This is a genomic window from Cupriavidus sp. MPR-AND1C, assembly GCF_058809705.1.
Genome location: NZ_JBXASU010000060.1, coordinates 23,483 through 46,078, shown reverse-complemented (window position 1 = coordinate 46,078; position 22,596 = coordinate 23,483). Strand labels below are relative to the sequence as shown.

The 22,596-nt window shown below is 64.4% G+C and carries 18 protein-coding genes and 1 pseudogene; 11 read left to right on the top strand and 8 right to left on the bottom strand.

The annotated features are described in order from the left end of the window. Positions 1-114: 114 nt before the first annotated feature. Genes AC1RWI_RS26350 through AC1RWI_RS26340 form a run of 3 tightly spaced genes read right to left on the bottom strand, consistent with a single transcriptional unit; the run spans position 115 to position 3,135 of the window. Entirely contained in the window at positions 115-1,137 is a 1,023-nt protein-coding gene (locus AC1RWI_RS26350; RefSeq protein WP_492869763.1) for a cytochrome d ubiquinol oxidase subunit II, read from the bottom strand. Next, the gene (locus AC1RWI_RS26345) at positions 1,134-2,513 is read right to left on the bottom strand and encodes a cytochrome ubiquinol oxidase subunit I (RefSeq protein ID WP_492869762.1); all 1,380 of its coding nucleotides are present in this window, start codon (positions 2,511-2,513) and stop codon (positions 1,134-1,136) included. The genes AC1RWI_RS26350 and AC1RWI_RS26345 overlap by 4 nt, the downstream gene beginning before the upstream one ends. Before the next feature lie 4 nt (positions 2,514-2,517). Next, a complete protein-coding gene (locus AC1RWI_RS26340) occupies positions 2,518-3,135 on the bottom strand; it encodes a GbsR/MarR family transcriptional regulator (RefSeq protein ID WP_043354194.1) in 618 nt (205 codons plus the stop codon). A 637-nt stretch (positions 3,136-3,772) separates the two neighbouring features. On the opposite strand from AC1RWI_RS26340, the gene AC1RWI_RS26335 reads away from it, so the two are divergent. From AC1RWI_RS26335 to AC1RWI_RS26325, 3 genes are all read left to right on the top strand, one after another. After that, a complete protein-coding gene (locus AC1RWI_RS26335) occupies positions 3,773-5,353 on the top strand; it encodes an isocitrate lyase (protein ID WP_043354195.1) in 1,581 nt (526 codons plus the stop codon). 494 nt (positions 5,354-5,847) lie between these two features. Next, complete coding sequence (locus tag AC1RWI_RS26330) at positions 5,848-7,218, top strand: class-II fumarase/aspartase family protein (RefSeq protein WP_043354196.1); 1,371 nt, start codon at positions 5,848-5,850, stop codon at positions 7,216-7,218. A gap of 23 nt (positions 7,219-7,241) precedes the next feature. Then, positions 7,242-8,648 carry a cation:dicarboxylate symporter family transporter gene (locus AC1RWI_RS26325; RefSeq protein ID WP_492869761.1) on the top strand — a complete coding sequence of 469 codons (1,407 nt, stop codon included), beginning with the start codon at positions 7,242-7,244 and terminating at the stop codon, positions 8,646-8,648. A 49-nt stretch (positions 8,649-8,697) separates the two neighbouring features. On the opposite strand, the gene AC1RWI_RS26320 is transcribed toward AC1RWI_RS26325, so the two are convergent. Further along, positions 8,698-10,095, bottom strand: a complete 1,398-nt coding sequence (locus tag AC1RWI_RS26320; RefSeq protein ID WP_492869760.1) for an MFS transporter — start codon at positions 10,093-10,095, stop codon at positions 8,698-8,700. A 97-nt stretch (positions 10,096-10,192) separates the two neighbouring features. Here AC1RWI_RS26320 and AC1RWI_RS26315 point away from each other — a divergent pair, with 97 nt between their 5' ends. Next, positions 10,193-11,068, top strand: coding sequence for a LysR family transcriptional regulator (locus AC1RWI_RS26315; RefSeq protein WP_492869759.1), 876 nt, complete (start codon positions 10,193-10,195; stop codon positions 11,066-11,068). Between the two features lie 97 nt (positions 11,069-11,165). Here AC1RWI_RS26315 and AC1RWI_RS26310 read toward each other — a convergent pair. Next, positions 11,166-11,276 (bottom strand): annotated as a pseudogene (locus tag AC1RWI_RS26310) (MBL fold metallo-hydrolase); the annotation flags it as partial. A 188-nt stretch (positions 11,277-11,464) separates the two neighbouring features. Here AC1RWI_RS26310 and AC1RWI_RS26305 point away from each other — a divergent pair. After that, the gene (locus tag AC1RWI_RS26305; RefSeq protein WP_492869758.1) at positions 11,465-12,589 is read left to right on the top strand and encodes a sterol desaturase family protein; all 1,125 of its coding nucleotides are present in this window, start codon (positions 11,465-11,467) and stop codon (positions 12,587-12,589) included. A 112-nt stretch (positions 12,590-12,701) separates the two neighbouring features. On the opposite strand, the gene AC1RWI_RS26300 is transcribed toward AC1RWI_RS26305, so the two are convergent. Together AC1RWI_RS26300 and AC1RWI_RS26295 are read right to left on the bottom strand one after the other, a co-directional pair. After that, positions 12,702-12,893 carry a hypothetical protein gene (locus AC1RWI_RS26300; protein ID WP_492869757.1) on the bottom strand — a complete coding sequence of 64 codons (192 nt, stop codon included), beginning with the start codon at positions 12,891-12,893 and terminating at the stop codon, positions 12,702-12,704. A gap of 105 nt (positions 12,894-12,998) precedes the next feature. Beyond that, positions 12,999-13,823: a ParB N-terminal domain-containing protein gene (locus tag AC1RWI_RS26295; protein WP_492869756.1), complete on the bottom strand. Its 825-nt coding sequence runs from the start codon at positions 13,821-13,823 to the stop codon at positions 12,999-13,001. Positions 13,824-14,300: 477 nt separating this feature from the next. Here AC1RWI_RS26295 and AC1RWI_RS26290 point away from each other — a divergent pair, with 477 nt between their 5' ends. Continuing rightward, on the top strand, positions 14,301-15,443 hold the full coding sequence (locus AC1RWI_RS26290) for a GGDEF domain-containing protein (protein ID WP_492869755.1): 1,143 nt from the start codon (positions 14,301-14,303) through the stop codon (positions 15,441-15,443). Between the two features lie 247 nt (positions 15,444-15,690). Further along, the gene (locus tag AC1RWI_RS26285; protein WP_043354210.1) at positions 15,691-16,782 is read left to right on the top strand and encodes a branched-chain amino acid aminotransferase; all 1,092 of its coding nucleotides are present in this window, start codon (positions 15,691-15,693) and stop codon (positions 16,780-16,782) included. A gap of 148 nt (positions 16,783-16,930) precedes the next feature. Here the strand turns inward: AC1RWI_RS26285 and AC1RWI_RS26280 are convergent, their stop codons facing one another. Next, entirely contained in the window at positions 16,931-17,839 is a 909-nt protein-coding gene (locus AC1RWI_RS26280; protein WP_082055108.1) for an IclR family transcriptional regulator, read from the bottom strand. Positions 17,840-17,972: 133 nt separating this feature from the next. Here AC1RWI_RS26280 and AC1RWI_RS26275 point away from each other — a divergent pair, with 133 nt between their 5' ends. The 4 genes from AC1RWI_RS26275 (at position 17,973) to AC1RWI_RS26260 (ending at position 22,258) form a co-directional block, all read left to right on the top strand. Next, the gene (locus tag AC1RWI_RS26275) at positions 17,973-18,749 is read left to right on the top strand and encodes an enoyl-CoA hydratase/isomerase family protein (RefSeq protein ID WP_043354211.1); all 777 of its coding nucleotides are present in this window, start codon (positions 17,973-17,975) and stop codon (positions 18,747-18,749) included. 9 nt (positions 18,750-18,758) lie between these two features. Beyond that, positions 18,759-19,967 (top strand): CaiB/BaiF CoA transferase family protein, encoded by a 1,209-nt coding sequence (locus tag AC1RWI_RS26270; protein WP_492869754.1) that lies wholly within the window; start codon positions 18,759-18,761, stop codon positions 19,965-19,967. Positions 19,968-19,998: 31 nt separating this feature from the next. Further along, positions 19,999-21,165, top strand: a complete 1,167-nt coding sequence (locus AC1RWI_RS26265; RefSeq protein ID WP_043354214.1) for an acyl-CoA dehydrogenase family protein — start codon at positions 19,999-20,001, stop codon at positions 21,163-21,165. A 91-nt stretch (positions 21,166-21,256) separates the two neighbouring features. After that, on the top strand, positions 21,257-22,258 hold the full coding sequence (locus tag AC1RWI_RS26260) for a Bug family tripartite tricarboxylate transporter substrate binding protein (RefSeq protein WP_043354216.1): 1,002 nt from the start codon (positions 21,257-21,259) through the stop codon (positions 22,256-22,258). Positions 22,259-22,596: the final 338 nt, after the last annotated feature.

The following is a 22,596-nucleotide window of genomic DNA, read 5'->3' as shown; positions in this document are numbered from 1 at the left end:
GGCGTGGAGGGTGGGGTGCCGGGTTGTTGGCCTTGCGAGCCGCTCATAGGTGCCAGGTGTGCGTGATATGCGAGGTTGATCGACCGCCGCTCAGTCAATGCTCAGTAGCCATGCTCAGTAGTAATGCAGGTCGGTCGCCTTCCCCCAGAATACACGGTAGGCATACACCGTGTAACCCAGGATGGTCGGCAGCACCACTGCCGCGCCTACCAGGATCACCCCCAGCGACTCCGGCGCGCTCGCAGCTTGCCAGATATCGATCTTGTCCACCACCAGGTACGGGAAAATGCTGTAGGCCAGGCCGTTGAACGCCATCAGGAAGATCACCGCCGTGCCGGCGAAGGGCACCCAGCACCAGCGGTCGTTGCCGCGGTCGTGCATGGCCGGCAGGCGCCGCAGCAGGCGGTCGATGAGGATGAACAGCGCCACCGTGATTAGCGGGATCGGCGCCAGCAGGATGATGTTGGGCAGCGAGAACCATTTGTCGAAGATGCGCTGGCTCACCATCGGCGTGACCAGCGAGATCGCCGCCACGCCAATGCCTGTCAGCCAAAGGCTGCGGCGTGCCCAGTACATGGCGCGCCGCTGCAGGCTGCCGCTGGTCTTCATGATCAGCCAGCCCGCGCCCAGCAGGCAGTAGCCCGCCACCAGGCACAGGCCCACCACTACCGCAAAGGCCAGGTCGAGCCAGCCGTGCTGGAATCCCGTGATATACAGGCCGAGCATCAGGCCCTGCGAGAACGCGGCCAGCAGCGAGCCGGCGTAGAACGCGCGGTTCCACCACGGCTTGTGGTGCGCGCGTGCCTTCACGCGGAAGTCGAACGCCACGCCGCGCAGGATCAGCCCTGCCAGCATCAGCGCCACCGGCAGGTAGAGCTGGGTCAGGATCACGCCGTGCGCAATGGGAAAGGCCACCAGCAGCAGGCCCACGCCCAGCACCAGCCAGGTCTCGTTGGCATCCCAGAACGGGCCGATGGAGGCGATCATGGTGTCCTTGTCAGCATCGTCCGCGCGGCGCAGCAGCACGCCCACGCCCAGGTCGTAGCCGTCCAGGATCACGTAGACCAGCATGGAGATGCCCATCAGGGCCAGGAACACCAGCGGCATCCAGCCGGCGGGTTGGGTCAGGTCGGTCATTCTGCGCTCCGCGGTTCGCCGGGCAACACGGCTTGAGGGGGGGCGGTCCGCGGGCTGTCCACCTTCGGGTCGGTCCCGGCCTTGCGTGCCAGGTGGAACACCACCGAGACATAGGCCGCGATCAGCGCCAGGTAGAGTGCCAGGTACATCGCCAGCGTGGAGGCGATCATCGCCGCCGGCACCTTGGACGCGGCCTGCGCTGTGGTCAGCACGCCGTACACCAGGTAAGGCTGGCGGCCGATCTCGGTCACGTACCAGCCAGCCACCAGGGCCACCCAGCCGGAGAAGGTCATGGCAATCAGTACGCGCGCCATCCACGGCGCAGGCTGGCCGCCACGGCGCAACTGCCACGCCGCCGCCCATGATGCCGCCAGCATCAGCAGGCCCACGCCCACCATGATCCGGAAGGCGAAGAACAGCGGCGCCACCGGCGGGTGCTTGTCGCCAAAGGCATCGATGCCCTTGATCTCGCCATCCATGTGATGCGTCAGGTAGAGCGAGGCCAGCTTTGGAATGGCGATCTCGAAATCATTGCTTTGCGTGCTTGCGTTGGGCACGCCGAACAATACGGCGGGCGCGCCCTTCTCCGTCTTCCAGATCCCCTCCATCGCAGCGATCTTGGCCGGCTGGTGGTGCAGCGTATTCAGGCCATGCAGGTCGCCCGCCACGATCTGCAGCGGGATCAGCACCGCGGCAATGGTCACGCCGGTGCGCAGCGACGACAGCACCTCCGGCGCGCGGTCGCCACGCAGCCAGCGATAGGCCGAGATGCCTGCCAGCAGGAACGCCACGGTCAGCCCCGACGCCAGCAGCATATGCACGAAGCGGTACGGGAACGATGGGTTGAAGATCACCGCCAGCCAGCTCGTCACATGCACGCGGCCATCGATGATCTCGAAGCCCGCCGGGGTTTGCATCCACGAATTCAGCGCCAGGATCCAGAACGCCGACAACGTGGTGCCGCCCGCCACCAGCAAGGTGGCGATGGTATGCGTGCGGTTGCTCACGCGGCGCATGCCGAACAGCATGATGCCGAGGAAGGTCGCCTCCAGGAAGAACGCGGTGAGCACCTCGTAGGCCAGCAACGGGCCGGCCACGTTGCCCACGGTCTCCATATAGCCCGGCCAGTTGGTGCCAAACTGGAAACTCATGGTGATGCCGCTGACCACGCCCAGCGCAAAGGTCAGCGCAAAGATTTTCACCCAGAAACGGTACGCTGCCATCCAGCGTTCATCGCCGGTCTTATTGAAGCGCAGCTTGAAAAACAGCAACACCCAGCCCAGCGAGATGCTGATGGTGGGAAACAAGATGTGGAACGTGATGTTGGCGGCAAACTGCACGCGCGCAAGCACCACCGGGTCGAGCGACGAGAACATGCAACTACTCCTTCCGGGTGCGGGTCGTCCTGGCTTTCACGGCACTGGCGGGGGGTGTGCCGGCGCGGGCTTTTCCGCCGATGGCAAGGCTGAGCTTGTCCTTCACGTCCAGCAGCTTGTTGACCTTGGAGCCGAGCTTCATCAGCTTCTCCAGCGTGGCCACATCCAGCTTCTGGATTTCGCCGAACCAGCTCGTCACCAGCAGGATCAGCCCATACATCTCCTTCATCCGCTCCTGCGCATGGCGATCGCCCGGATCGCTCACGGCCTCCAGCTGGACCTCGCGCAGCATGGACAACGTGGGGTCGATCTCGCGCCGGCGGCGTTCCTCGGCCAGGGTGCGGAAAATCGCCCAGACATCGTCAGGTGCCGAGAAATACTCTCGGCGGTCGCCCGGCTGGTGAGACAGCTTGACCAGGTTCCACGACTCCAGCTCCTTCAGCCCGATGCTGACATTGGAGCGCGAGAAGCCCAGCGCCTCGGCGATTTCGTCGGCGTTGAGCGGGCGGGAGGCGGTAAACAGCAGGGCATAGATTTGCCCAACCGTGCGGTTGATGCCCCAGCGGCTGCCCATTTCACCGAAGTGAAGCACGAAGCGCTGGATCAGGGGCGACAGATGCATCTTGTTTGTTTTGAATTTTTAGGAAGTTGTGAAAGTTTAGTATGAAAAGGCGGGCTGTGCTGCGGTGCGGGGTGCGGCAACGGGTCGCTGCTGTCCGGCCTCGGTTGTCACCTCCCAAAGTTGTTGGGTACACCGAAGCTGCGAAGGCAAGGGGTTGCCTATTGGGATGGCGCTTTGTGACTGGAGGTCATGTTGATGAGATCTGCGCCAGCCTCCTGGCAGAGAGGTGGCAAGGCCCGTGAGCGGTGGACATCCTGAGGGGCACTGGGCGCGAAGGTCAGGGCTGCCGCAAGCGCCCATGACACGGTTCGGTCGACAGGCGTCTACAAAGTCCCCCCAACTATCGTGGCTCAAGCCATCCGTGCTCGCCTTGCTTCTAACAATTGAAAACGCTTTTCACATTGCGGGATTCGCGCCGAGTTTCCCCAGGATTTCGTTTTCGTTTCTCGAAAACACGTTCCACATTGCGAAATTCAATCGCTATCTCATTGAAAAATAAGGATAAACCAACTCTTATGTCTTATATAAGACTTCACCGCAGTGCACCAGAAGCGCCATACAATGATTCCACGCTGCTTGCTTCGATATCCGTAGCGGCACACGCACCCCTTTCTTCAAACGCGCTTAGGAATTTCACATGGCCCAGTATCAAGACGACATCAAGGCAGTTGCTGGTTTGAAAGAGAACCACGGCAGCGCATGGAATGCCATCAACCCCGAGTATGCCGCCCGCATGCGTGCCCAGAACAAGTTCAAGACGGGCCTGGACATCGCCAAGTACACCGCCAAGATCATGCGCGCCGACATGGCCGCCTACGATGCCGACTCGTCCAAGTACACCCAGTCGCTGGGTTGCTGGCACGGCTTCATCGGCCAGCAGAAGATGATCTCCATCAAGAAGCACTTCAACAGCACCGAGCGCCGCTACCTTTACCTGTCCGGCTGGATGGTGGCCGCGCTGCGCTCCGAGTTCGGCCCGCTGCCGGACCAGTCGATGCACGAAAAGACCTCCGTCAGCGCGCTGATCCGCGAGCTGTACACCTTCCTGCGCCAGGCCGACGCCCGTGAACTGGGTGGCCTGTTCCGCGAACTGGATGCTGCCCAAGGACCCGCCAAGGCCGCCATCCAGGAAAAAATCGACAACCACGTCACCCACGTTGTGCCCATCATCGCGGACATCGACGCGGGCTTCGGCAACGCCGAGGCAACGTACCTGCTGGCCAAGCAGTTCATCGAAGCGGGCGCATGCTGCATTCAGATCGAAAACCAGGTGTCCGACGAGAAGCAGTGCGGCCACCAGGATGGCAAGGTCACCGTGCCGCACGAGGACTTCCTGGCCAAGATCCGCGCTATCCGCTACGCCTTCCTGGAACTCGGCGTGGACGACGGCGTCATTGTGGCCCGTACCGACTCGCTGGGCGCTGGCCTGACCAAGCAGATCGCCGTGACCAACACGACGGGTGACCTGGGCGATCAATACAATTCCTTCCTCGATTGCGAAGAATTGTCGGCCGACGAACTGGGCAATGGCGACGTCATCATCAAGCGCGACGGCAAGCTGCTGCGCCCTAAGCGCCTGCCTAGCAACCTGTTCCAGTTCCGCGCCGGCACGGGCGAAGCGCGCTGCGTGCTGGATTGCGTCACCGCACTGCAAAACGGCGCTGACCTGCTGTGGATCGAGACCGAAAAGCCGCATATCGCCCAGATCGGCGGCATGGTCAGCGAGATTCGCAAAGTCATCCCGAACGCCAAGCTGGTGTACAACAACAGCCCATCGTTCAACTGGACCCTGAATTTCCGCCAGCAGGTGTATGACGCGATGAAGGCCGCAGGCAAGGATGTGTCGGCATACGAGCGCACCCAACTGATGAACGTGGAATACGATCAGACCGAACTGGCGAAGCTCGCCGACGAAAAGATCCGGACCTTCCAGGCCGACTCGTCGCGCGAAGCAGGTATCTTCCACCATCTGATCACGCTGCCGACCTACCACACCGCCGCGCTGTCGACCGACAACCTGGCCAAGGAGTACTTCGGCGACCAGGGCATGCTGGGCTATGTGGCTGGCGTGCAGCGCAAGGAAATCCGTCAGGGCATCGCCTGCGTCAAGCACCAGAACATGTCCGGCTCGGACATCGGCGACGACCACAAGGAGTATTTCAGCGGCGAAGCAGCTCTGAAAGCGGCAGGTAAAGACAACACCATGAATCAGTTCTGATAGCAGTAGTACGCTTCAAACACAGCGCCAACCCAGAACGGGTTGGCGTTTTTCTTTTTGTGCGCCCGGCAGGGCGCACTCACTTGAGGGCGCAAGTCCCTTACACACCTGGCAAGGTGAAGTGTTAGCCAGAGGCAAGGGTTCCCCGGGCGACCGGGGGTCTGGAGGAAGCCCGAGACAACGCGCTGGCCTGACGAACAGGAAGCGGATACGGGGCGACGCATCGGGGTAAGGCAGAAAAGGCCAAAGCCAGGTGCCTGCACGGAACGATGCGGCGTAAAGCACTTGTGGTTCGGTCGGCAGCAATGTGCCGAGCGGGAAATGACCGGGTCGAATGCCTTGCGTCAGATCGCGGGCGATGGCCGAGACGTCGAGCTTCGGCATGGTGCTAGGGTAAACCCATGGTTGCGAATATGTTTGAACATATTATAGTTTTATATGTTCGAACATATTGGAGCGTGTTCGCGAAACCAGCAATTACCTCAGAGGCCGATATGTCCACTTTCTCCGTCCCCATGGCTAGCACCGTCGTTGATTCGATTTTGTTCCGCGATGCCTTTGGCACCGCCAGGATGCGCGAGATCTTCTCCGACCGGGCGCTGATCCAGCGTTACATCGACGCCGAGATCGCGCTGGCGAAGGCCGAAGCGCGCGTCGGCGTGATCCCGGCCGAGGCGGCGGAAGTGATTGCGCGCGAGTCGCGCATCGAGCGCATCGACTTTGACCATATGCGTGAGGAGACGGACATCGTCGGGTACCCGATCCTGCCGCTGGTGCATCAGCTTGTGGGCATGTGCGGCGATGCCGGCCGCTATGTGCACTGGGGCGCGACCACGCAGGACATCATGGACACCGCGGTGGCACTGCAGGTGCGCGACGCGCTAGACAGCATCGACACCGATATCCGCGAACTGCGCGCCATCCTGGCAGACCTGGCGGTCAAGCATCGTGACACGCCCATGGCCGGCCGCACCCACCTGCAGCAGGCGCTGCCGGTCACTTTTGGCTACAAGGTAGCCATCTGGCTCGCCATGTTCGACCGCCACCAGCAGCGTCTGGCGGAATTGCGCCCGCGGGTGGCCGTGGTGGAGTTTGCCGGTGCGGCGGGCACCCTGGCCTCGCTGGGCGACAAGGGCTTCGCGGTGCAGCAGGCGATGGCCGGGGAACTTGGGCTGGGCGTGCCAGCAACCACCTGGCATGTGGCACGTGACGGCTTTGCCGAGGCGGTGAACCTGCTCGCACTGATCACAGGTTCCCTTGGCAAGATCGCGCTCGACATCATGATCATGGCGTCGACCGAGTTCGCCGAGGTCTACGAGCCGTTCGTCAAAGGCCGTGGCGCCTCCAGCACCATGCCGCAAAAGCGCAATCCGATCTCCAGCGAACTGATGCTGGCCGCCTCGAAGGCAGTGCGCCAGCACGCGGGCCTGATGGTCGATGCCATGGTGCAGGACTTCGAGCGCGCCACCGGCCCCTGGCATGCGGAATGGATCGCCATTCCCGAGAGCTTCATCTTTTCCTCCGGCGCCCTGCACCAGGCGAAGTTCGCGCTTGGCGGCCTCGTGGTCGATACCGAACGCATGAAGCACAACCTCGGCATCACCCGAGGCCTGATCGTGGCCGAAGCGGTGATGATGGGCATGGCCCCATTCACCGGCCGCCAGCAGGCGCACGACATCGTCTACGACGCCTGCCGCACCGTGAACGAGAAGGGCGGCACGCTGGCCGAGGCGCTGATGGCACTGCCTGAGGTCACGCAACACTTCGATCGTGCGGCGATCGACCGTTTGACCGATCCGGCCAACTATCTTGGCCTGGCTCCGCAGATGGTGGACCGCGCCGTCGCTTTGTCGAGCGGCGTGTAAGAAGCAGCATCGAGGAGACAGCTATGGAAAACCACTCATCCGGCGCAGACGCGCTGATCTCGCCCCCGAGAAAATTACCCTGGTATCGCAAGCTGGGTATGCAAGTGCTGGTGTCGCTGGTGCTTGGCATCGCGGTGGGCTTCATCTTCCCGAAGTTCGCCTCGCAGCTCAAGCTGCTCGGCGACATGTTCCTCTCGCTGATCAAGGCGGGCGTGGCGCCGCTGGTGTTTCTCACCATTGTCCACGGCATTGCATCGGCGGGCGATGTGAAGAGTGCCGGCCGCGTTGGCTGGCGCTCCATCTTCTACTTTGAAGTGCTCTCGACCATTGCCCTGGTCGTGGGCATGCTGGCGGGTAACCTGTTGCAGATCGGCAAGGGCATGACCACGGTAGCCACCGGCGCCGCCCCGCCCATGGTGGCCAAGGCCGGGCCGCACGGCTTCCTGGAGTTCATGGCCCACATCGTGCCAGACAACTTTGTGGGGGCGTTTGCCAAGGGCGAGCTGCTGCAGGTGGTGGTGCTTGCGGTGATGGTCGGCATCGGCATCCTCGCCATTCCGGAAGGCCGGCGCGAGAAGATCAACGAGGGCCTCAGCCAGATCTCCGAGGTACTGTTCTCCTTTATCAACCTGGTGATGAAACTGGCGCCGATCGGCACGTTCGGCGCAGTAGCCTATTCGGTCGGCAGCAACGGCACCGCCGTGCTGATCGCGTTGGCCCAACTCGTGTTCAGCTTCTACGCGGTGGTGGCGGCTTTTATCGTGGTGGTTCTGGGCCTGGTGGCACGGCTGGCAGGCTTCAGTCTCTGGCGTTTCCTGCGCTACATCAAAGACGAGATCCTTATCGTGCTCGGCACCGCATCGTCGGAGAGTGCGCTGCCCCGCCTGCTGATCAAGCTGGAGCGATTAGGTTGCGCGAAGCAGACCGTGGGCCTGGTGCTGCCAACCGGCTACGCATTCAACCTCGATGGCACCTCGCTCTTCATGGCCATGGGCGTGATGTTCATCGCGCATGCCTACGGCGTGCCGCTGTCGCTGGATCAGCAGATTGGCATCCTGTTGCTGATGCTCCTGACTTCCAAGGGCGCGGCGACCGTCTCCGGCGGCTCCTTCGTGGTCTTCGCTGCAACGGTGACTTCGACCGGGATGCTGCCGGTCGAAGGACTGGCCGTTATTTTTGGCGTCTACCGCTTCCTGTCGATGGCGATCTCCACCTGCAATACGATCGGCAACAGCGTCGCGACCGTGGTCATCGCCAAGTGGTCCGGCACCTTTGACCACGAGATAGCGCAGCGGCATCTGTATCCCGAGCGCTTTCCTGAAACGGCCAACGCCGATGCCGCGCTCGACGATGGCAACCTTTTGCCCGAGGACTCCGGGCAAGGCAATCCACACACTGCCGGTATCCCGCTCTCGAAATCCGGAGTGTGATCGGTCCATCCCGCCATGGAATCGAAGGCGCCAATTCAAGCGCATTGGTTCAAGTGGCGCCTTGCTGCCCGTCCTTGCCAGCGGCTGGACGTTCCGCACGAATGCCAGACCAGCACATCACGGCACCCACCAGCAGCAGTGCTGCCGCGAAGCCGAGCGAGAGGTGCATGCCGCGCATGAAGGCTTGCGGGGCAGTGTCGTGCACCAGATAGCCGAACCCTGCCACGCCGAGCATGCCGCCTACCTGCCGCGCCGAGTTGAGGACGCCGGAGGCGATGCCCGCACGGGAGCCATCCACGGCTGAAAGCGTGACATTGGTCATGGTCGGCACCATCAGCGCAATGCCGCTGGCGGCCAGCAGCATCGGCGGAGCGAGCAGCCAGTAGGGGCCATCGATGCGCACCGGCAACAGCATCAGGTAGCCCAGGGCGGCCAGGAGCAATCCCAGCACCATCAAGTACCTCGCGCCCATCCGCGTGATCAGGCGGCCGGCGAGCACGTTGACTGCCATCAGCACCGCCGTCATCGGGAGGAACGCCAGCCCGGTCTGCTGTGGCGACAGTCCCTGCTGAAGCTGGAAGAACAGGCTGAAGACAAAGATCTGGCCATAGTAGGCAAAATTCACGATCACACCGGCAAGCGACGCCACCCTGAACGCCGGGATGCGCAGTAGCGCCAGCGGCAGCATCGGCGCGGCACTGCGGGATTCGATGCGAATGAAGACGGCCGCCGATGCCAAGGCCAGCCACAGCCCCGCCTGCACCCAGGCGTGTCCCCAGCCGAGACGGCTGGCTTCGGTGACCGATGCGGTGAGTGCGGCCAGCGCCAGTATGGCTGCGCCTTGCCCGGGCCAATCCAGGCCGCGGTGGTGTCCGCCGCCATCGGCGGCGACATGGCGCAACGTCAGATACAGGCCAATCAGGCCCAGCGGCAGGTTGATCAGGAAGATGCTGCGCCAGCCGAAGTGGGTCACCAGCAGGCCGCCCAGCACCGGCCCGGCCGCCAGCGAGGCGCCGCCGATCGCACCCCACCAGCCCACTGCGCGGCTGCGTTGTTCGCGATCGGGAAAGGCCCGCTGAAGCATCGACAGCGAGTTCGGCACCAGCAGGGCCGCACCAATGCCCTGGCCCAGCCGGGCCACTACCAGCATCGCCAGGCTGCCCGCCGCGCCGCACGCCACCGACGTTAGCGTGAACAGCGCGAGCCCCATCAGGAACACACGCCTGGCGCCCAAGCGATCTCCGATCGCTCCGCTGGTCAGTAGCAACGCCGCGAACACCAGCGTGTAGGCGTTGATCAACCATTGCAGTCCTGCCACATCGGTGGCGAATCCTTGCCGCAAGGTATCAAGGGCGACGTTGACGACGCTGACATCCAGCAGGACGACGACGAAGCCGAGCGCAGCGGCCAGCAGGGTGGCCCGTTGTGCATTGGTGGTGGTGGGCATGACATGGATTCCAACGATAGGATCCCCGGATGCTAGGTTGCAGACATGTCTGCGTAAATTCCCTAAAATCTCCACCAAACCTGGAGAAAACGCACAGATGCTCGATTGGGAAAATCTTCGCCACTTCCTGGCGGTTGCCCGCACCGGCACGTTGTCCGGCGCAGCGCGCGATTTGCAGGTGGATCACGCCACGGTAAGCCGCCGGCTGGCCGCGCTCGAAGCCGGGCTGCAAGCGCTTCTGGTTGAACGCTTGCCGCGCTCGTGCCGCCTGACGCCGCTTGGGGTGTCGGTCTTCGAGCAAGCCAAGACGATGGAAGCTGCCGCGTTCGCAATCGAGCGGCAGACGCGTGCCAGCCACGAGCCCGTGAGCGGCAAGGTGTCGCTCAGTGCGCCACCGGTACTGACCACGCATCTGCTGGCCGGCCGGCTGGCGGATTTCCGCGCGGCTTATCCGGGTATCCAGCTCTGCGTGTCGGCGCAGGCCCGCGCGGTGTCGCTGACACGCCGCGAGGCGGACGTAGCGCTACGCCTGGTTCGGCCCAGCGAGTCGAGCAGTGTGGTGCGCAAGTTGGGGCAGATGCCATTTGCCTTGTACGCAAGCCTCGACTATCCGGCATTGCGCAATCCCCGCGACTGGACCTTTATTGCCTACGATGCGCAGTTCGCCGACATGCCGCAGCAGCGCTGGCTGCTGGAGCTGGCGGGGCCGCGGCCTGTGGGCTGCGAACTCAGCGATATCAGCAGCCATTTCGCCGCTGCCCGTGCGGGGGCGGGCGTGGCAGGCCTGCCTTGCTTCCTGGGGGATGCCGATGCGGGCCTGGTACGGCTGGAGCACGAGGGCGCTGCATTCTCGCGCGACATCTGGCTGGTGGTGCACAGGGACTTGCGGCGCTCGGCCCCCGTGCGCGCGGTGATGGACTTTCTTAGCGAGGTAGTGGCCGGGCACGGCGCATTTGGATCCGGTTCGGAGTAGGCACGTGGTAGGCACATGGACTCTCAAACGGCAGCTTGGGGCCGGCTTGATCCATGACGAGCAGGCGGCGGCTCATCCTCTGCCACAAACGGCAGGATTATTTCCCGGGTTCTCCGACATAGTTCAGGGGCACCCATTCATATTTGTTTCCCGCTCTTCGAATGTGCCCCAAGCCGGGGAAGGCGATGTGGGCCGCACCTACCGTGTAATGTGCTTGTCTGCCGCAGGTAAAGCGCGCATTGCACTGCACAAAAAATTTGCCGGATTTCAAGATACGCGCCATAAAAAATGACATTTTTTGCCATAATAACGACCGCTTCTGACCAGTCTCTGACCCGTTCCGGCAAGGGGTAGGTCAATCGTTTGTCGGCCGTAAGGCACTTTTTTGAATGGCGCATGGAAGAACAAATCACCGTCTACGCTTTCCCGGTATTCCTGCTATTGATGCTGGTGGAGCTGGGCTACGGCCTGTTCGTCGGTCGCAATACCTATCGCCTAAGTGATGCGCTCAGCAACCTGAGTCAAGGCTTGCTAAGCCAGCTGGTGGCCAGCGTCAGCCAGCTCTTCCAGATCGGCCTGTATATCTTGACGTGGCGCCGGGTGGCGCTGTTTCCCCATGCCGGCCTGTGGGGCAGCGTCTGGGGCTGGCTGCTGGCGATCGTGATGTTCGATTTCTGCGACTACTGGCTACATCGGGCCGGGCATGAAAGTGCTGTGTTCTGGGCCGCCCATGCCGTGCATCACCAGAGCCAGGACTTCAATCTGTCCACCGCGCTGCGGCAGGAGAGCACCGTTGCCTTCCTGGGATGGCCGTTTTACTTGCCGATGGCGCTGGCTGGAGTTGCACCGCAGCAGTTTGCACTGGCCGGCCTCGTCGTGCTGCTATACCAGTTCTGGATTCACACCGAGCACATCGGCAAGCTGGGCTGGTTTGACCGGGTATTTTCCTCGCCGTCCAACCATCGTGTGCATCATGCGGTCAACGACCAGTACCTGGACAAGAACTACGGCGGGATGCTGATCATCTGGGACCGGCTGTTCGGCACGTTTGCCGAGGAAGCAGAGAAGCCGGTGTATGGTACCCGCACCCCGCTCAACAGCTGGAGTCTGCTAGGGGCGGTGGCTTCCGGCTATGTGCCCCTGTGGCAGATGGCGCGCCGTGCGCCACGCTGGCAGGACAAGATCAAGGTGTGGTTCAAGGCGCCGGGCTGGCTGCCGCCCGGCGTGAGCGATGATAGTGCGCCCTTTGACTTGGAGCGTGCACGCCAGCGCTTCGATCCACCGCTGGTGGCCGGTGCCGCGCCAGTGGCTCTGCTGCAGTTCGCTCTGCTGATGGCGGCCGGTGCCGGCTATCTGTGGCAAAGCGATACGATGGGCAGCGGCCTGCTGTGGGGGCTGGCACTGCTGCTGGTCACCGGTCTGGCCGGTCTGGGCGGCCTGCTGCAGGGGAGGTTGCGGCCACGCAGCCTGCTGGGGCTGGATGTGCTGCTGTTGCTGCTGGCCGGATTGCTGCTGCGCTGACTGGCAACCAGTCGCCGATTCGCCAAGTGGCCAAGTGGCCAAGTGGCCAAGCGGCAAAACGGCTGGGCAGCCCATGGCTCTGCCTATAAGCATCTTGCCGCATGCGGCGGGCTCAGGCCCCGCAGGCTGATTTCATGAAATGCCGCAGCAGCGTGCGTTCGCACTCCAATAGCGACAGCATATGTTCAAGCCCGGCAATGTGGTCAAACAACGGTGGCGCGATCACCACCATGGCGTCCTTGCCCGCGCCGGCCAGCTCTTCCAGCGGCACGCACGTGCAGCGCCGCCATCGATAGGCGATCATCACGGGCCTCGGTTCAGGCGAGCAGCACCACATCGGCGCGCTCTCGACCTGCGCAGGTAGTGCTTGAGCCAGGACGCATGCACCCGCTCACCCGATAAGAGTGCCTCACGCAGTCGCCAGCCCGCCGCGGGCCTCTGCGAGTGCAACCGTCAGGTGCTGCACCTTCTTTTTCAGCTGATCGCGCTCTTCTGTGAGCTGCGTCACCAATTGCGTCAGGCGATGAATTGCCAGTTGATCGGGGGTGGCGTCGCTGGGTGGGGGCACCGGCTCAGGCTTGGGTGGCACGCGGGCCTCGCGCACCTGTCTCGCCACCTGGCGCAGTTCCTTCTTGCCCCCGGCAACCGCCGCTACCTGCTTCTCGCCAGGCAAGGAGGCTACGGCAGCCGCAGCATTGATGGAAATCACGCCCGCCTTTACCGCGCTGACCAATTCGGGCGCAGCGGTCTTCTGGATCTTTTCGATCTGGCCAAGTGTCGCACTGCTCACCCGCGCTGTGCGCGCGACGGCCTCGCGAGTCAACACGGCATCGGTCCCGGATTGCAGGGCGACTTCAGCCCCGGCAGGCTTTGCAGGACCCGGCTGGGCTTGGGCTTGTGCTTGTGCCAGACGCGCGGATACGATTTCCTTCTTCCGCAATGCGAGTACACCGCGCTGGAAATCCGATACGCTGCGCCGCCCGAGGTGATTGTCGATCATCCACAGGTGCACGTCCTCCATGGACTGGAACGTCTGGTTTTGCACCGTATTGAACGGGACGCCGTGCTTCTGGCAGATGCTGTAGCGGTTGTGTCCGTCCACCAGGAGATCGCCCCACAACACCAGTGCATCGCGGCACCCTTCGGAGAGCAAGCTGCGTTCTAGTGCCGCGTATTCGTCTTCTGTCAGTGGATCGATATAGGCACGGAGGTCTTCGTTGATAGTGATCGTCATGGGTCAAGCGGAAAAGGTAGGGCGGTAGTGTACACACTGCTCGCCATTCCAAGACGTGTATGCCGCGCCGAGTGCTACCTGCCAGGCGACAGCCGACCTGCCGGCTGGGCGGTGGCTAACGGCCAGTACAATGTGCGCAAAATGCCATGTGCGTAAATCGCCACACTCGAAAATCGGCCGCCGTATCGTCGAGCCCAAGCAGGAAGTCAGCCAGATGCCGGATCAGCACGCTCATGCTCAACTGGTTCGGAGCCAAATCGCGTATGCTTCGCCCTGTCTCGCCCGGGCGCAGGAAGGTCTTGCGTCCGTAGTTTCCCTATGCATGCCTCTGCGGTGGGGTTGCCGATTGCCACTGCCATGCCGAGGCTTGCGGGGTTCAATGCCAGCTAGAACGGGCACACTGACATGACCGCACTTCCTGACAGCATCCCGACCGGTCAACGACCAAGGTCTATCCTGTACCTCTACGGCTGACCAATGCTGAACCTGGACCTGCGCTCCATGTCGGTGATGACGGGGATGATCAATATCGCCCTGGGCATCGTCCTGCTGGCCTTTCGCCGCGCCTATCCCGCCTCTATCAAGGGGTTGCTACCCTGGGCGCTGGCACCGCTGCTTTGCGCGCTTTCCACCGCCTTCTATGCGATGGACGGGCAGTGGCCGGCCGTGCTCGTCGCACTTGGCGGCAACGCGCTGCTGCTATCGGGCTGCGCACTGTTCTACTTCGGCAGCCAGCGCTTCTACGGGGTGCTCTGCACCTGGAAATGCTGGCTCGCCCTGGGCATTGGCTGCCTGGCTGGCATCACGTGGTTCCTGCTGGTCCAACCCGACTACCGGATCCGCGTGTTGCTGCTGACCGCGGTGCTAGCTGCGATATGCCTGACCCATGCGCGGCTGACCTGGGAGCACGGCCGGGGATTTGCGCCGCGTTTCATGGCAGGTGTCCTCGCTTTCCAGGGGCTGGCCTTGCTGATGCGGGCTGCGACGACGATTTTCCAGGATGCCGCCGATACTTCGCGGTTTGCCCCTTCGGCTATGCAGGCCGCGTACATTGCGGCGTATTGTTTCGCGTCGCTCTTCGTCTGCCTTGGACTGCTCCTGACTGTGAGCGAGCGGTTACGCGCGCAGTTCGAGTACCTGGCGCAACGCGACGACCTGACGGGAATCTTGAGCCGCCGCGCTGTGCTGCACGCAGGTAGCAATGCACTGAGGAACCGGCGCGGCGGCCAGCCACTGTCGTTGCTGCTGATGGATATCGACCACTTCAAGCGCATCAACGACCAGCACGGACACCTGGTCGGTGACCGCGTGCTGGCGCATTTCGCACAAATCGTAGGGCGGGCGCTGCGCCACACGGACCATCTCGGCCGTTTTGGCGGCGAAGAGTTTGTCGTGCTGCTGCCGCATACCGGCATGGAGACCGCGCTTGTCATGGCCGAGCGCGTGCGCCAGGCAGTCGAGCAGCAATCGGCCGTCGCGGGGCAGCCCGCCTGCACGGCAAGCCTGGGGTTGGCCAGCATCGAAGCCGGGGAAGCGACCCTTGACGAATTGCTGGCACGGGCCGATTCGGCGCTATATCGCGCCAAGGCTGAAGGACGCAATCGTGTTGAGGCAGGCTAAGCCGTGACTCCCTCGGTTCTGCGGGTGCCCCGTCTGCTTGGGCGGTGGCGCTGACGGATGAAAGACCGGGCGATACCCCAGGCTGGCGATGGGGCGGGCCTGCAATGACATGGAAGACAAACCGGGCGCCAGCATGCGATCATCGATACCCTCGGATTTCACGTAAAACCACGTGCCATGCCGGTGGCAGACAGGGGTGTTCGCTCTGCTGCCAATCCCCAACGCCAGCGAAGGAAGACGCGCGCTCATGACGCAACAAACCACTTTCAGCCTCGAACCCAACCCGAACGCGCTCGACGCGGCCACGCGGGATGCACTGATGCGCGACCCCGCGTTCGGCCGCGTCTTCACCGACCATATGGTGACGATCACCTGGCGCGAAGGACAGGGGTGGCAGGACGCCAAGGTTACCGCCCGCAAGCCGTTCTCGATCGATCCGGCGTGCTCGGTACTGCACTATGGCCAGGAGATCTTCGAGGGCATGAAGGCCTATCGCGGCGCGGATGGCGCCGTGACGCTGTTCCGCCCGCTCGAGAACGCGCGCCGTTTCCAGGCGTCGGCCAAGCGCATGGCCATGCCGGCGTTGCCCGAATCGCTCTTTCTGGAAGCGATCGAGCAACTGGTGCGGATCGACCAGGCCTGGGTGCCGCACGGCTCGGGCAGCCTCTACCTGCGTCCTTTCATGTTTGCAAACGAGGTGTTCCTCGGCATCAAGCCCGCCTCCGAATTCATTTTCTGCGTGATCGCCTGCCCGGTGGGCCCGTACTTCAAGGGCGGCGACAAGGCCGTCTCCGTCTGGGTATCCGAGAACTACACGCGCGCCGCGCCCGGCGGCACCGGCGAGGCGAAGTGCGGCGGCAACTATGCCGGCAGCCTGGTCGCGCAGAACGAGGCCACCGCGAACGGATGCGACCAGGTGGTCTTCCTGGATGCCGCCGAGCACCGCTGGGTGGAGGAACTCGGTGGCATGAACATCTTCTTCGTGATGGACGACGGCACCCTGGTCACGCCGCCTCTTAGCGGCTCGATTCTTCCTGGCATCACGCGGGCTTCGGTGATCGAGCTGGCCAGGGAGATGGGCATGGTGGTGGAAGAGCGCCGGTATTCGTACCCCGAGTGGGAGGCGGATGCCAAAAGCGGACGCCTGGCCGAGGCCTTTGTCTGCGGAACGGCGGCGACGCTGGTGGCCATAGGCGAAGTGCGGTCCGCGCGCACGCGCTTCGCGATCGGGAACGGCACCGCCGGCAACACCGTCAAGGTGCTGAGGGACCGGCTGGTGGAGATTCAGCGCAACCAGGCCGCAGGTCCTGCCGGCTGGGTCCATCACGTCGCTCTGTAAGGGTGCCTTGCGGCGCGCTTGCCGAGACGCTTACGTTCGGGCTTGCCTGATCTGCCGCCTGGCAAGCGGCAGGCCAGACCGGAAGCCATCGCACAGTCTGGATGCTAACCTCGCTGCGCCATGCCGGCCCCGCGCCAGCCGGCGGCCGTCATGCTGGCTCCGCGCTGTCCTCCATCCCGCATGACGCGCTGATCTTCTCGATCAGACCCAGCAGGAGCGGTGCATAGCGCGCCACATCACGCGGCTTTTCGCTGGGCTTGTGCGGGAAACTGATATTGAGTCCGTACCACTGGTGGTCCGGCCCGCGGAACGCCGCGCCCACGGCGGTCAGGTGACCCGGCTGGTAATTGGCGCTGCAATAGCCTTGTGCCTGGGCTTGGGCAATGCCACGCGACAGTTCCTCGTGCAAGGCCGGCCATTCGCCGCCGGCCTTCTCCTCGATCCGTGCGAGGAACTGGTCGCGCACGCCGGCCGGCACCGCAGCCAGCCACGCCATGCCGATCGAGGTCAATTCCATGGGAACGCGCGTGCCGGGCGCTACGCGCCGGGTGCGCGATACGCTGTCGCGGCTGTGGCGCACCGCGGCCAGGTAGACCATGGCGGTCTGGTCGGGCACGGCCAGGCCGACATTGACCTTTTCCGCTTCGGCGATCTTGCGCATCAGCGGTAGCGCGATATCGGGCACCGCGGTGGCGTGGTGGAAGGCGTCCGCCAGGCTCACCACCACGGCCGCCAGCCGATAGGCGCGCTCGGTGGCGTCGTAGCGCAGGAAGCCGCTGTCCACCAGCGAGCGCGTGAGGCGGCTGACGGTCGGGCGCGGCAGGCCGGTGCGCGCTGCCAGGTCCGCATTGGTCAGGCTGGAAGAGCCGACGCGGAACGCGCGCAGCAGCATCAGGCCACGTTCGAGCGACTGACTGCCTTCGGTCTGCCGCGTGAACCGGCCGGTACTGTGCGTGAGTTCGCGGCTCGAAGGCGGTTTGGCGCGCGAGTCCGGGTGGGAGCCGAGGCCGGAAGCCGGGTTGGAAGCGGGGTCGGAACAGGGGTGCGGATCAGGCATGTGGTTGGCCGCAGGCCCGCCAATCCAGCATCGGGGCGCTGCAAGTAATTTCGGTATCCGAAATTGTAGTGTAGCGCGGGGATCCGCATCGGCGAATACTGGGTGCCTTTCCACCCTCCCGGAGCCCTTCGCCATGACCTCGGCATCCACCCCCGAAATCGTCCTGACGCGCGACCAGCATGTTGCGCAGATCGAGATATCCCGCCCGCCCCATAACTTTGTCGACGCCGATGTCATGCGCCGGCTGGCTGAAACGCTGCTGCAACTCGACGAGGACGATAGCTGTCGCGCCGTTGTGCTGTCGTCTGGCGTGGGCGCCTTCTGCGCCGGGGCCGATTTCAGCGGCGCCGGCCAGGGCAGTGTCTCGCGCGACCCATCGGCCTTCTACGCACAGGCCATGAAGCTCTACCGCAACCGCAAGCCCATCGTGGCGGCGGTTGCGGGTGCCGCGATCGGCGCGGGGCTGGGACTGGCGCTGGTGGCGGATTTCCGCATCACATGCCGCGAAGCGCGCTTCAGCGCCAGCTTCAACAGGCTCGGCTTCCATCCCGGTTTTGGGATGAGCGTGACGCTGCCGCGCCTGGTCGGCGAGCAGCAGGCTGCGCTGCTGTTGTACACGGGCAGGCGCATCGACGGCGAAGAAGCGGTGCGCATCGGGCTGGCCGACGAACTGGTGGCGCAGGCCGAGGTGCGTGCCCGCGCGCTGGCGCTCGCGCACGATATCGCGGCCTCGGCGCCACTGGCCGTGGAAAGCACACGCGAGACGCTGCGCCTGGGGCTGGCCGACCGCATCGTGGCGGCCAACCAGCGTGAACTGGCCATCCAGCGCGTGCAGTTCGCCACCGCGGATTTCCGCGAAGGCGTGGCGGCGATGGCCGAGCGCCGCGTGCCCGTCTTCCAGCGCCGCTGAGGGGGCCGCATGCCACATCAGAAACCCGTCTGCGCGGGCCCGCTTGAGGGAATTCGCGTACTCGACCTGACTTCGGTGGTGCTGGGCCCCCTGGCCACGCAATCTCTGGCCGACCTGGGCGCGGACGTCATCAAGATCGAAGGGCCGGAGGGCGACCTCATGCGCGCCAACGGCGTATCGCGCAACGCCGGCATGAGTTCGATCTACCTGGCGCTCAACCGCAACAAGCGCTCGGTGGTGCTGGACCTGAAGACACCTGCAGGCGCGGCTGCGCTGCGCCGCCTGATCGCCGGCGCCGATGTGCTGATCCACAACATGCGCGTGGCCGCCATCGAGCGGCTGGGCTTTGGCTACGGCGCGGTGGCAGCGTTGAACCCGCGCATCGTCTACTGCGTGGCCACCGGCTTTGGCCAGGACGGCCCGCACCGCGACAAGCCGGCCTTCGACGACATCATCCAGGCCGCTTGCGGGCTGGTGTCGCTGGGTTCCGTCGCCGGCAGCCGGCCCGAGTACGTGCCTAGCCTGATCGCCGACAAGACCACCGGGATGGCGCTGGCCAACGCGGTGATGGCCGCGCTGCTGCACCGCGAGCGCCACGGCAGCGGGCAAGCGGTGGAAGTACCGATGCTGGAAACCATGGCCAGCTTCGTGATGGCCGAGCACCTGGCGGGGTTGACCTTCGAGCCCGCCACCGGCGCGGCCGGCTATGCGCGCCTGCTGCAGGGCGGGCGGCGGCCGGCGCAGACTGCGGACGGCTGGATCTGCGCGCTACCGTACACGGACCGCCACTGGAAGGCCTTTTTCCACGCCGTGGGCCGCGATGACCTGGGTGACAAGTACAACATCGCCAGCCGCGCGCAGCGCAACGCCCATATCCGCGCGCTTTACCAGCACCTCGCGGAAATCACGCCGACCCGTACCACAAAGGCGTGGATGGCGCTGTTCGAGACGCTGGATATCCCCGCCACGCCGATCTATGCGCCGGACGAATTGCCGACGCATCCGCACCTGGAGGCGGTCGGGCTGTTCCAGCAGACCGAGCATCCCACCGAGGGCCCGTTGCGCGAGATGCGGCCCACGGCGCGCTTCTCCGCCACGCCGCTGTCGCTGCGCCGGCACGCGCCCACGCTGGGCGAGCACACCGATGAAGTGCTGCGCGAAGCCGGACTAGCCCCTGAAGACATCGCCCGGGTGACGGGCGGCCGGGACGCCGCCTGAAGCGGCACGCAAACAATCAAGGAGATATTGCATGAACTTCGTACTGGAAGACGAGCACCAGATGCTCAAGGATCTGGTGGCGCGCTTTGTGCGTGAGCAGTTGATCCCGCTCGAAGCGGGCGTGCTGGCCCGCGAGGCAGAGGGCGGCCAGCTTACGCTGTTGCCGCAGGAGCAGGACAAGCTGGACGGACTCTCGCGTGAGCTGGGCCTGTGGGGCCTGGATGCGCCGGCCGAGATGGGCGGCGCCGACTTGCCAGTGGTGGCCATGGTCGGCGTCAACGAGGAGCTGGGCAAGACCGTCACCCCCTACGACCTGCCGCCCGATTCACCGAACCTGCGCATGCTGCTCAAGACCGCCGACGCGGCCCAGCGAGCGCGCTACCTGGAACCGTACGCGCGCGGCGAGACCATCTCCGCCATCGCCATTTCCGAACCCGGTGCCGGCGGCGACCCGGCCATGATGACCACCCGTGCCGAACGCGACGGCGACGACTGGGTGCTCAACGGCCGCAAGATCTGGATCAGCCGCGCTGCCCGCGCCGACTGGACCATCGTGATGGCCGTGACCGACAAGGCGCGCGGCGCCCGCGGCGGCATCTCCGCGTTTCTGGTCGACCGTGGCACGCCCGGCTTCAAGGTGGAACGGCGCATCCCCATGATCGGCGGCGCCTCCACCTACGAGGTGGTGCTGGAGGACTGCCGCGTTGCGCACACGCAGCTGCTCGGCGTGCAAGGCCAGGGCTTCGCGCCGATGCAGGCACGGCTTTCCAGCCGGCGCGTGCAGATGGCGGCCTGGTGCATTGGCCGCGCCCAGCGCGCGCTGGACATGCTGTGCGAGTACGCGCCGCAGCGCCGGACCTTCGGCGCCGCGCTGGCGGACCGGCAGGCAATCCAGTGGTGGGTGGCCGATGCCGCCACCCGCATCCACGCCTGTCGCCTGATGACTTACGAGGCCGCGGCACGCATTGACGCCGGCGACGAGGCGCGTACCCAGGTCTCGATGATCAAGGTATTCGCCACCGAGATGGCCTGGGACGTGATCGACCATGCCATGCAGGCCTTTGGCGCGATGGGCATGACCAAGGAAATGCCGTTGCAGCAGATGGCCAACGAGACGCGGTTGATGCGCATCTACGAAGGCCCGTCCGAAGTGCACCGATGGGTTATCGCGCGGGATCTGCTTGGCCTCAAGCGTTAGCCCGCCGCCAAAGCGAATCACTGAACCACGGAATCACAGACGCACCCGCACTGGCGGAACCCACTGCCAGGCGCAAGACCAAGGAGACAACATGACCCGAACCGTGAACGGTTCCCGGCGCCGCTTCGCCATCCTGGGCGGCACCGCCGTCGCAGCGAGCCTGGCAGGCGCGCCGTTCGTCGCGCTGGCGCAGCCGCAGGCATTTCCCACCCGGCCGATCCGCTTTATCGTGCCGTTCCCGTCAGGCAGCGGTACCGACATGACCGCCCGCATGTTCGCCAAGAAGATCGGCGAGCTGACGGGGCAGGGCGTGGTGGTGGAGAACAAGCCGGGTGGCAACGGCTTTATCGGCGTGCAGACGCTGCTCAGCGCGCCGGCCGACGGATACACGGTGTTTATCGGCAGCAACTCCACGCTGTCCACCAATGCCGCCACCTTCCGCAAGCTGCCTTACGATCCGCTGACCGACTTCACGCCCATCACGCTGCTGTCGCGTGGGCCATGCCTGATCATCGTACCGGCCAGCTCGCCGTACCACACGCTCAGGGCGCTGGTGGAGGACGCGCGCAAGCGGCCCGGCGCGCTCAACTACGGCACCGGCTCGGTGTCGTACACCCTGTACAGCGAATGGCTGAACGAGCAAAGCCGCATGAAGACCACCGGCGTGCCCTACAAGGGCGCGGGCGACGCGATCAACGGCGTGATGGCCGCCAACGTGGACTTCGCCGTGGTGGATGCCAGCGGCGCGATTGAGCTGGTCAAGGGCGGCAAGGTGCGCGCGCTGGCTTACACCGCGCCCCAGCGCTCGCCGCTACTGCCGGGCGTGCCGAGCGCGGCCGAAGCCGGCGTGCCGGACTTCCTGGCCTATAACTGGGTGGCAGCGGCGGTCTCCGCCAGGACACCTGCGCCCATTGCGCAACGCCTTGGCGAACTGTTCGCCCAAGCCGGCGCCGCCGATGACGTCAAGGAGTACTACCAGCGCCAGTCCACCTCGCTGATCCTGTCCACGCCGGCAGAACTTCGCGACTACCAGAAGGACGAGATCGCGCGCTGGAAGCGGCTGGCGGCGATCGCGAAGATCGAGCTGCAGTAAAGAGTGCGCGGAGACGATGGCGGACACCAGATCCGTTGTCATCGGGTCGCCACCAGAAAGCCGGCGCACGCCGGCAGCCCCCCCTCGCAGAAGTCCGCATTGCGCTCGGTGGCCATGGCCACCGAGCCGCCGCCGATATCGCGGCGGCTGTGCGCTCGCCAAGGCTGCGAGTCTCGCGTGGCCCGATGTCCGTGGGGCATCGCCAGGTTCTTCGAAATATCAATCAATAAAATTGAATAAGTTATCCGACGAATTCATCACATCGTCGGCCGGCGCTGCCATAAAGTTCAACCCATGGACGGATCGACGCCAAAGACGACGTTCTAAATAATTCAACC

What these genes read in the sequence shown, in the direction of transcription:
- AC1RWI_RS26350 (WP_492869763.1), bottom strand. Translation starts at nt 1,137, where the DNA reads ATGACCGACCTGACCCAACCCGCCGGCTGGATGCCGCTGGTGTTCCTG.
- AC1RWI_RS26345 (WP_492869762.1), bottom strand. Translation starts at nt 2,513, where the DNA reads ATGTTCTCGTCGCTCGACCCGGTGGTGCTTGCGCGCGTGCAGTTTGCC.
- AC1RWI_RS26340 (WP_043354194.1), bottom strand. Translation starts at nt 3,135, where the DNA reads ATGCATCTGTCGCCCCTGATCCAGCGCTTCGTGCTTCACTTCGGTGAA.
- AC1RWI_RS26335 (WP_043354195.1), top strand. Translation starts at nt 3,773, where the DNA reads ATGGCCCAGTATCAAGACGACATCAAGGCAGTTGCTGGTTTGAAAGAG.
- AC1RWI_RS26330 (WP_043354196.1), top strand. Translation starts at nt 5,848, where the DNA reads ATGTCCACTTTCTCCGTCCCCATGGCTAGCACCGTCGTTGATTCGATT.
- AC1RWI_RS26325 (WP_492869761.1), top strand. Translation starts at nt 7,242, where the DNA reads ATGGAAAACCACTCATCCGGCGCAGACGCGCTGATCTCGCCCCCGAGA.
- AC1RWI_RS26320 (WP_492869760.1), bottom strand. Translation starts at nt 10,095, where the DNA reads ATGCCCACCACCACCAATGCACAACGGGCCACCCTGCTGGCCGCTGCG.
- AC1RWI_RS26315 (WP_492869759.1), top strand. Translation starts at nt 10,193, where the DNA reads ATGCTCGATTGGGAAAATCTTCGCCACTTCCTGGCGGTTGCCCGCACC.
- AC1RWI_RS26305 (WP_492869758.1), top strand. Translation starts at nt 11,465, where the DNA reads ATGGAAGAACAAATCACCGTCTACGCTTTCCCGGTATTCCTGCTATTG.
- AC1RWI_RS26300 (WP_492869757.1), bottom strand. Translation starts at nt 12,893, where the DNA reads ATGATCGCCTATCGATGGCGGCGCTGCACGTGCGTGCCGCTGGAAGAG.
- AC1RWI_RS26295 (WP_492869756.1), bottom strand. Translation starts at nt 13,823, where the DNA reads ATGACGATCACTATCAACGAAGACCTCCGTGCCTATATCGATCCACTG.
- AC1RWI_RS26290 (WP_492869755.1), top strand. Translation starts at nt 14,301, where the DNA reads ATGCTGAACCTGGACCTGCGCTCCATGTCGGTGATGACGGGGATGATC.
- AC1RWI_RS26285 (WP_043354210.1), top strand. Translation starts at nt 15,691, where the DNA reads ATGACGCAACAAACCACTTTCAGCCTCGAACCCAACCCGAACGCGCTC.
- AC1RWI_RS26280 (WP_082055108.1), bottom strand. Translation starts at nt 17,839, where the DNA reads ATGCCTGATCCGCACCCCTGTTCCGACCCCGCTTCCAACCCGGCTTCC.
- AC1RWI_RS26275 (WP_043354211.1), top strand. Translation starts at nt 17,973, where the DNA reads ATGACCTCGGCATCCACCCCCGAAATCGTCCTGACGCGCGACCAGCAT.
- AC1RWI_RS26270 (WP_492869754.1), top strand. Translation starts at nt 18,759, where the DNA reads ATGCCACATCAGAAACCCGTCTGCGCGGGCCCGCTTGAGGGAATTCGC.
- AC1RWI_RS26265 (WP_043354214.1), top strand. Translation starts at nt 19,999, where the DNA reads ATGAACTTCGTACTGGAAGACGAGCACCAGATGCTCAAGGATCTGGTG.
- AC1RWI_RS26260 (WP_043354216.1), top strand. Translation starts at nt 21,257, where the DNA reads ATGACCCGAACCGTGAACGGTTCCCGGCGCCGCTTCGCCATCCTGGGC.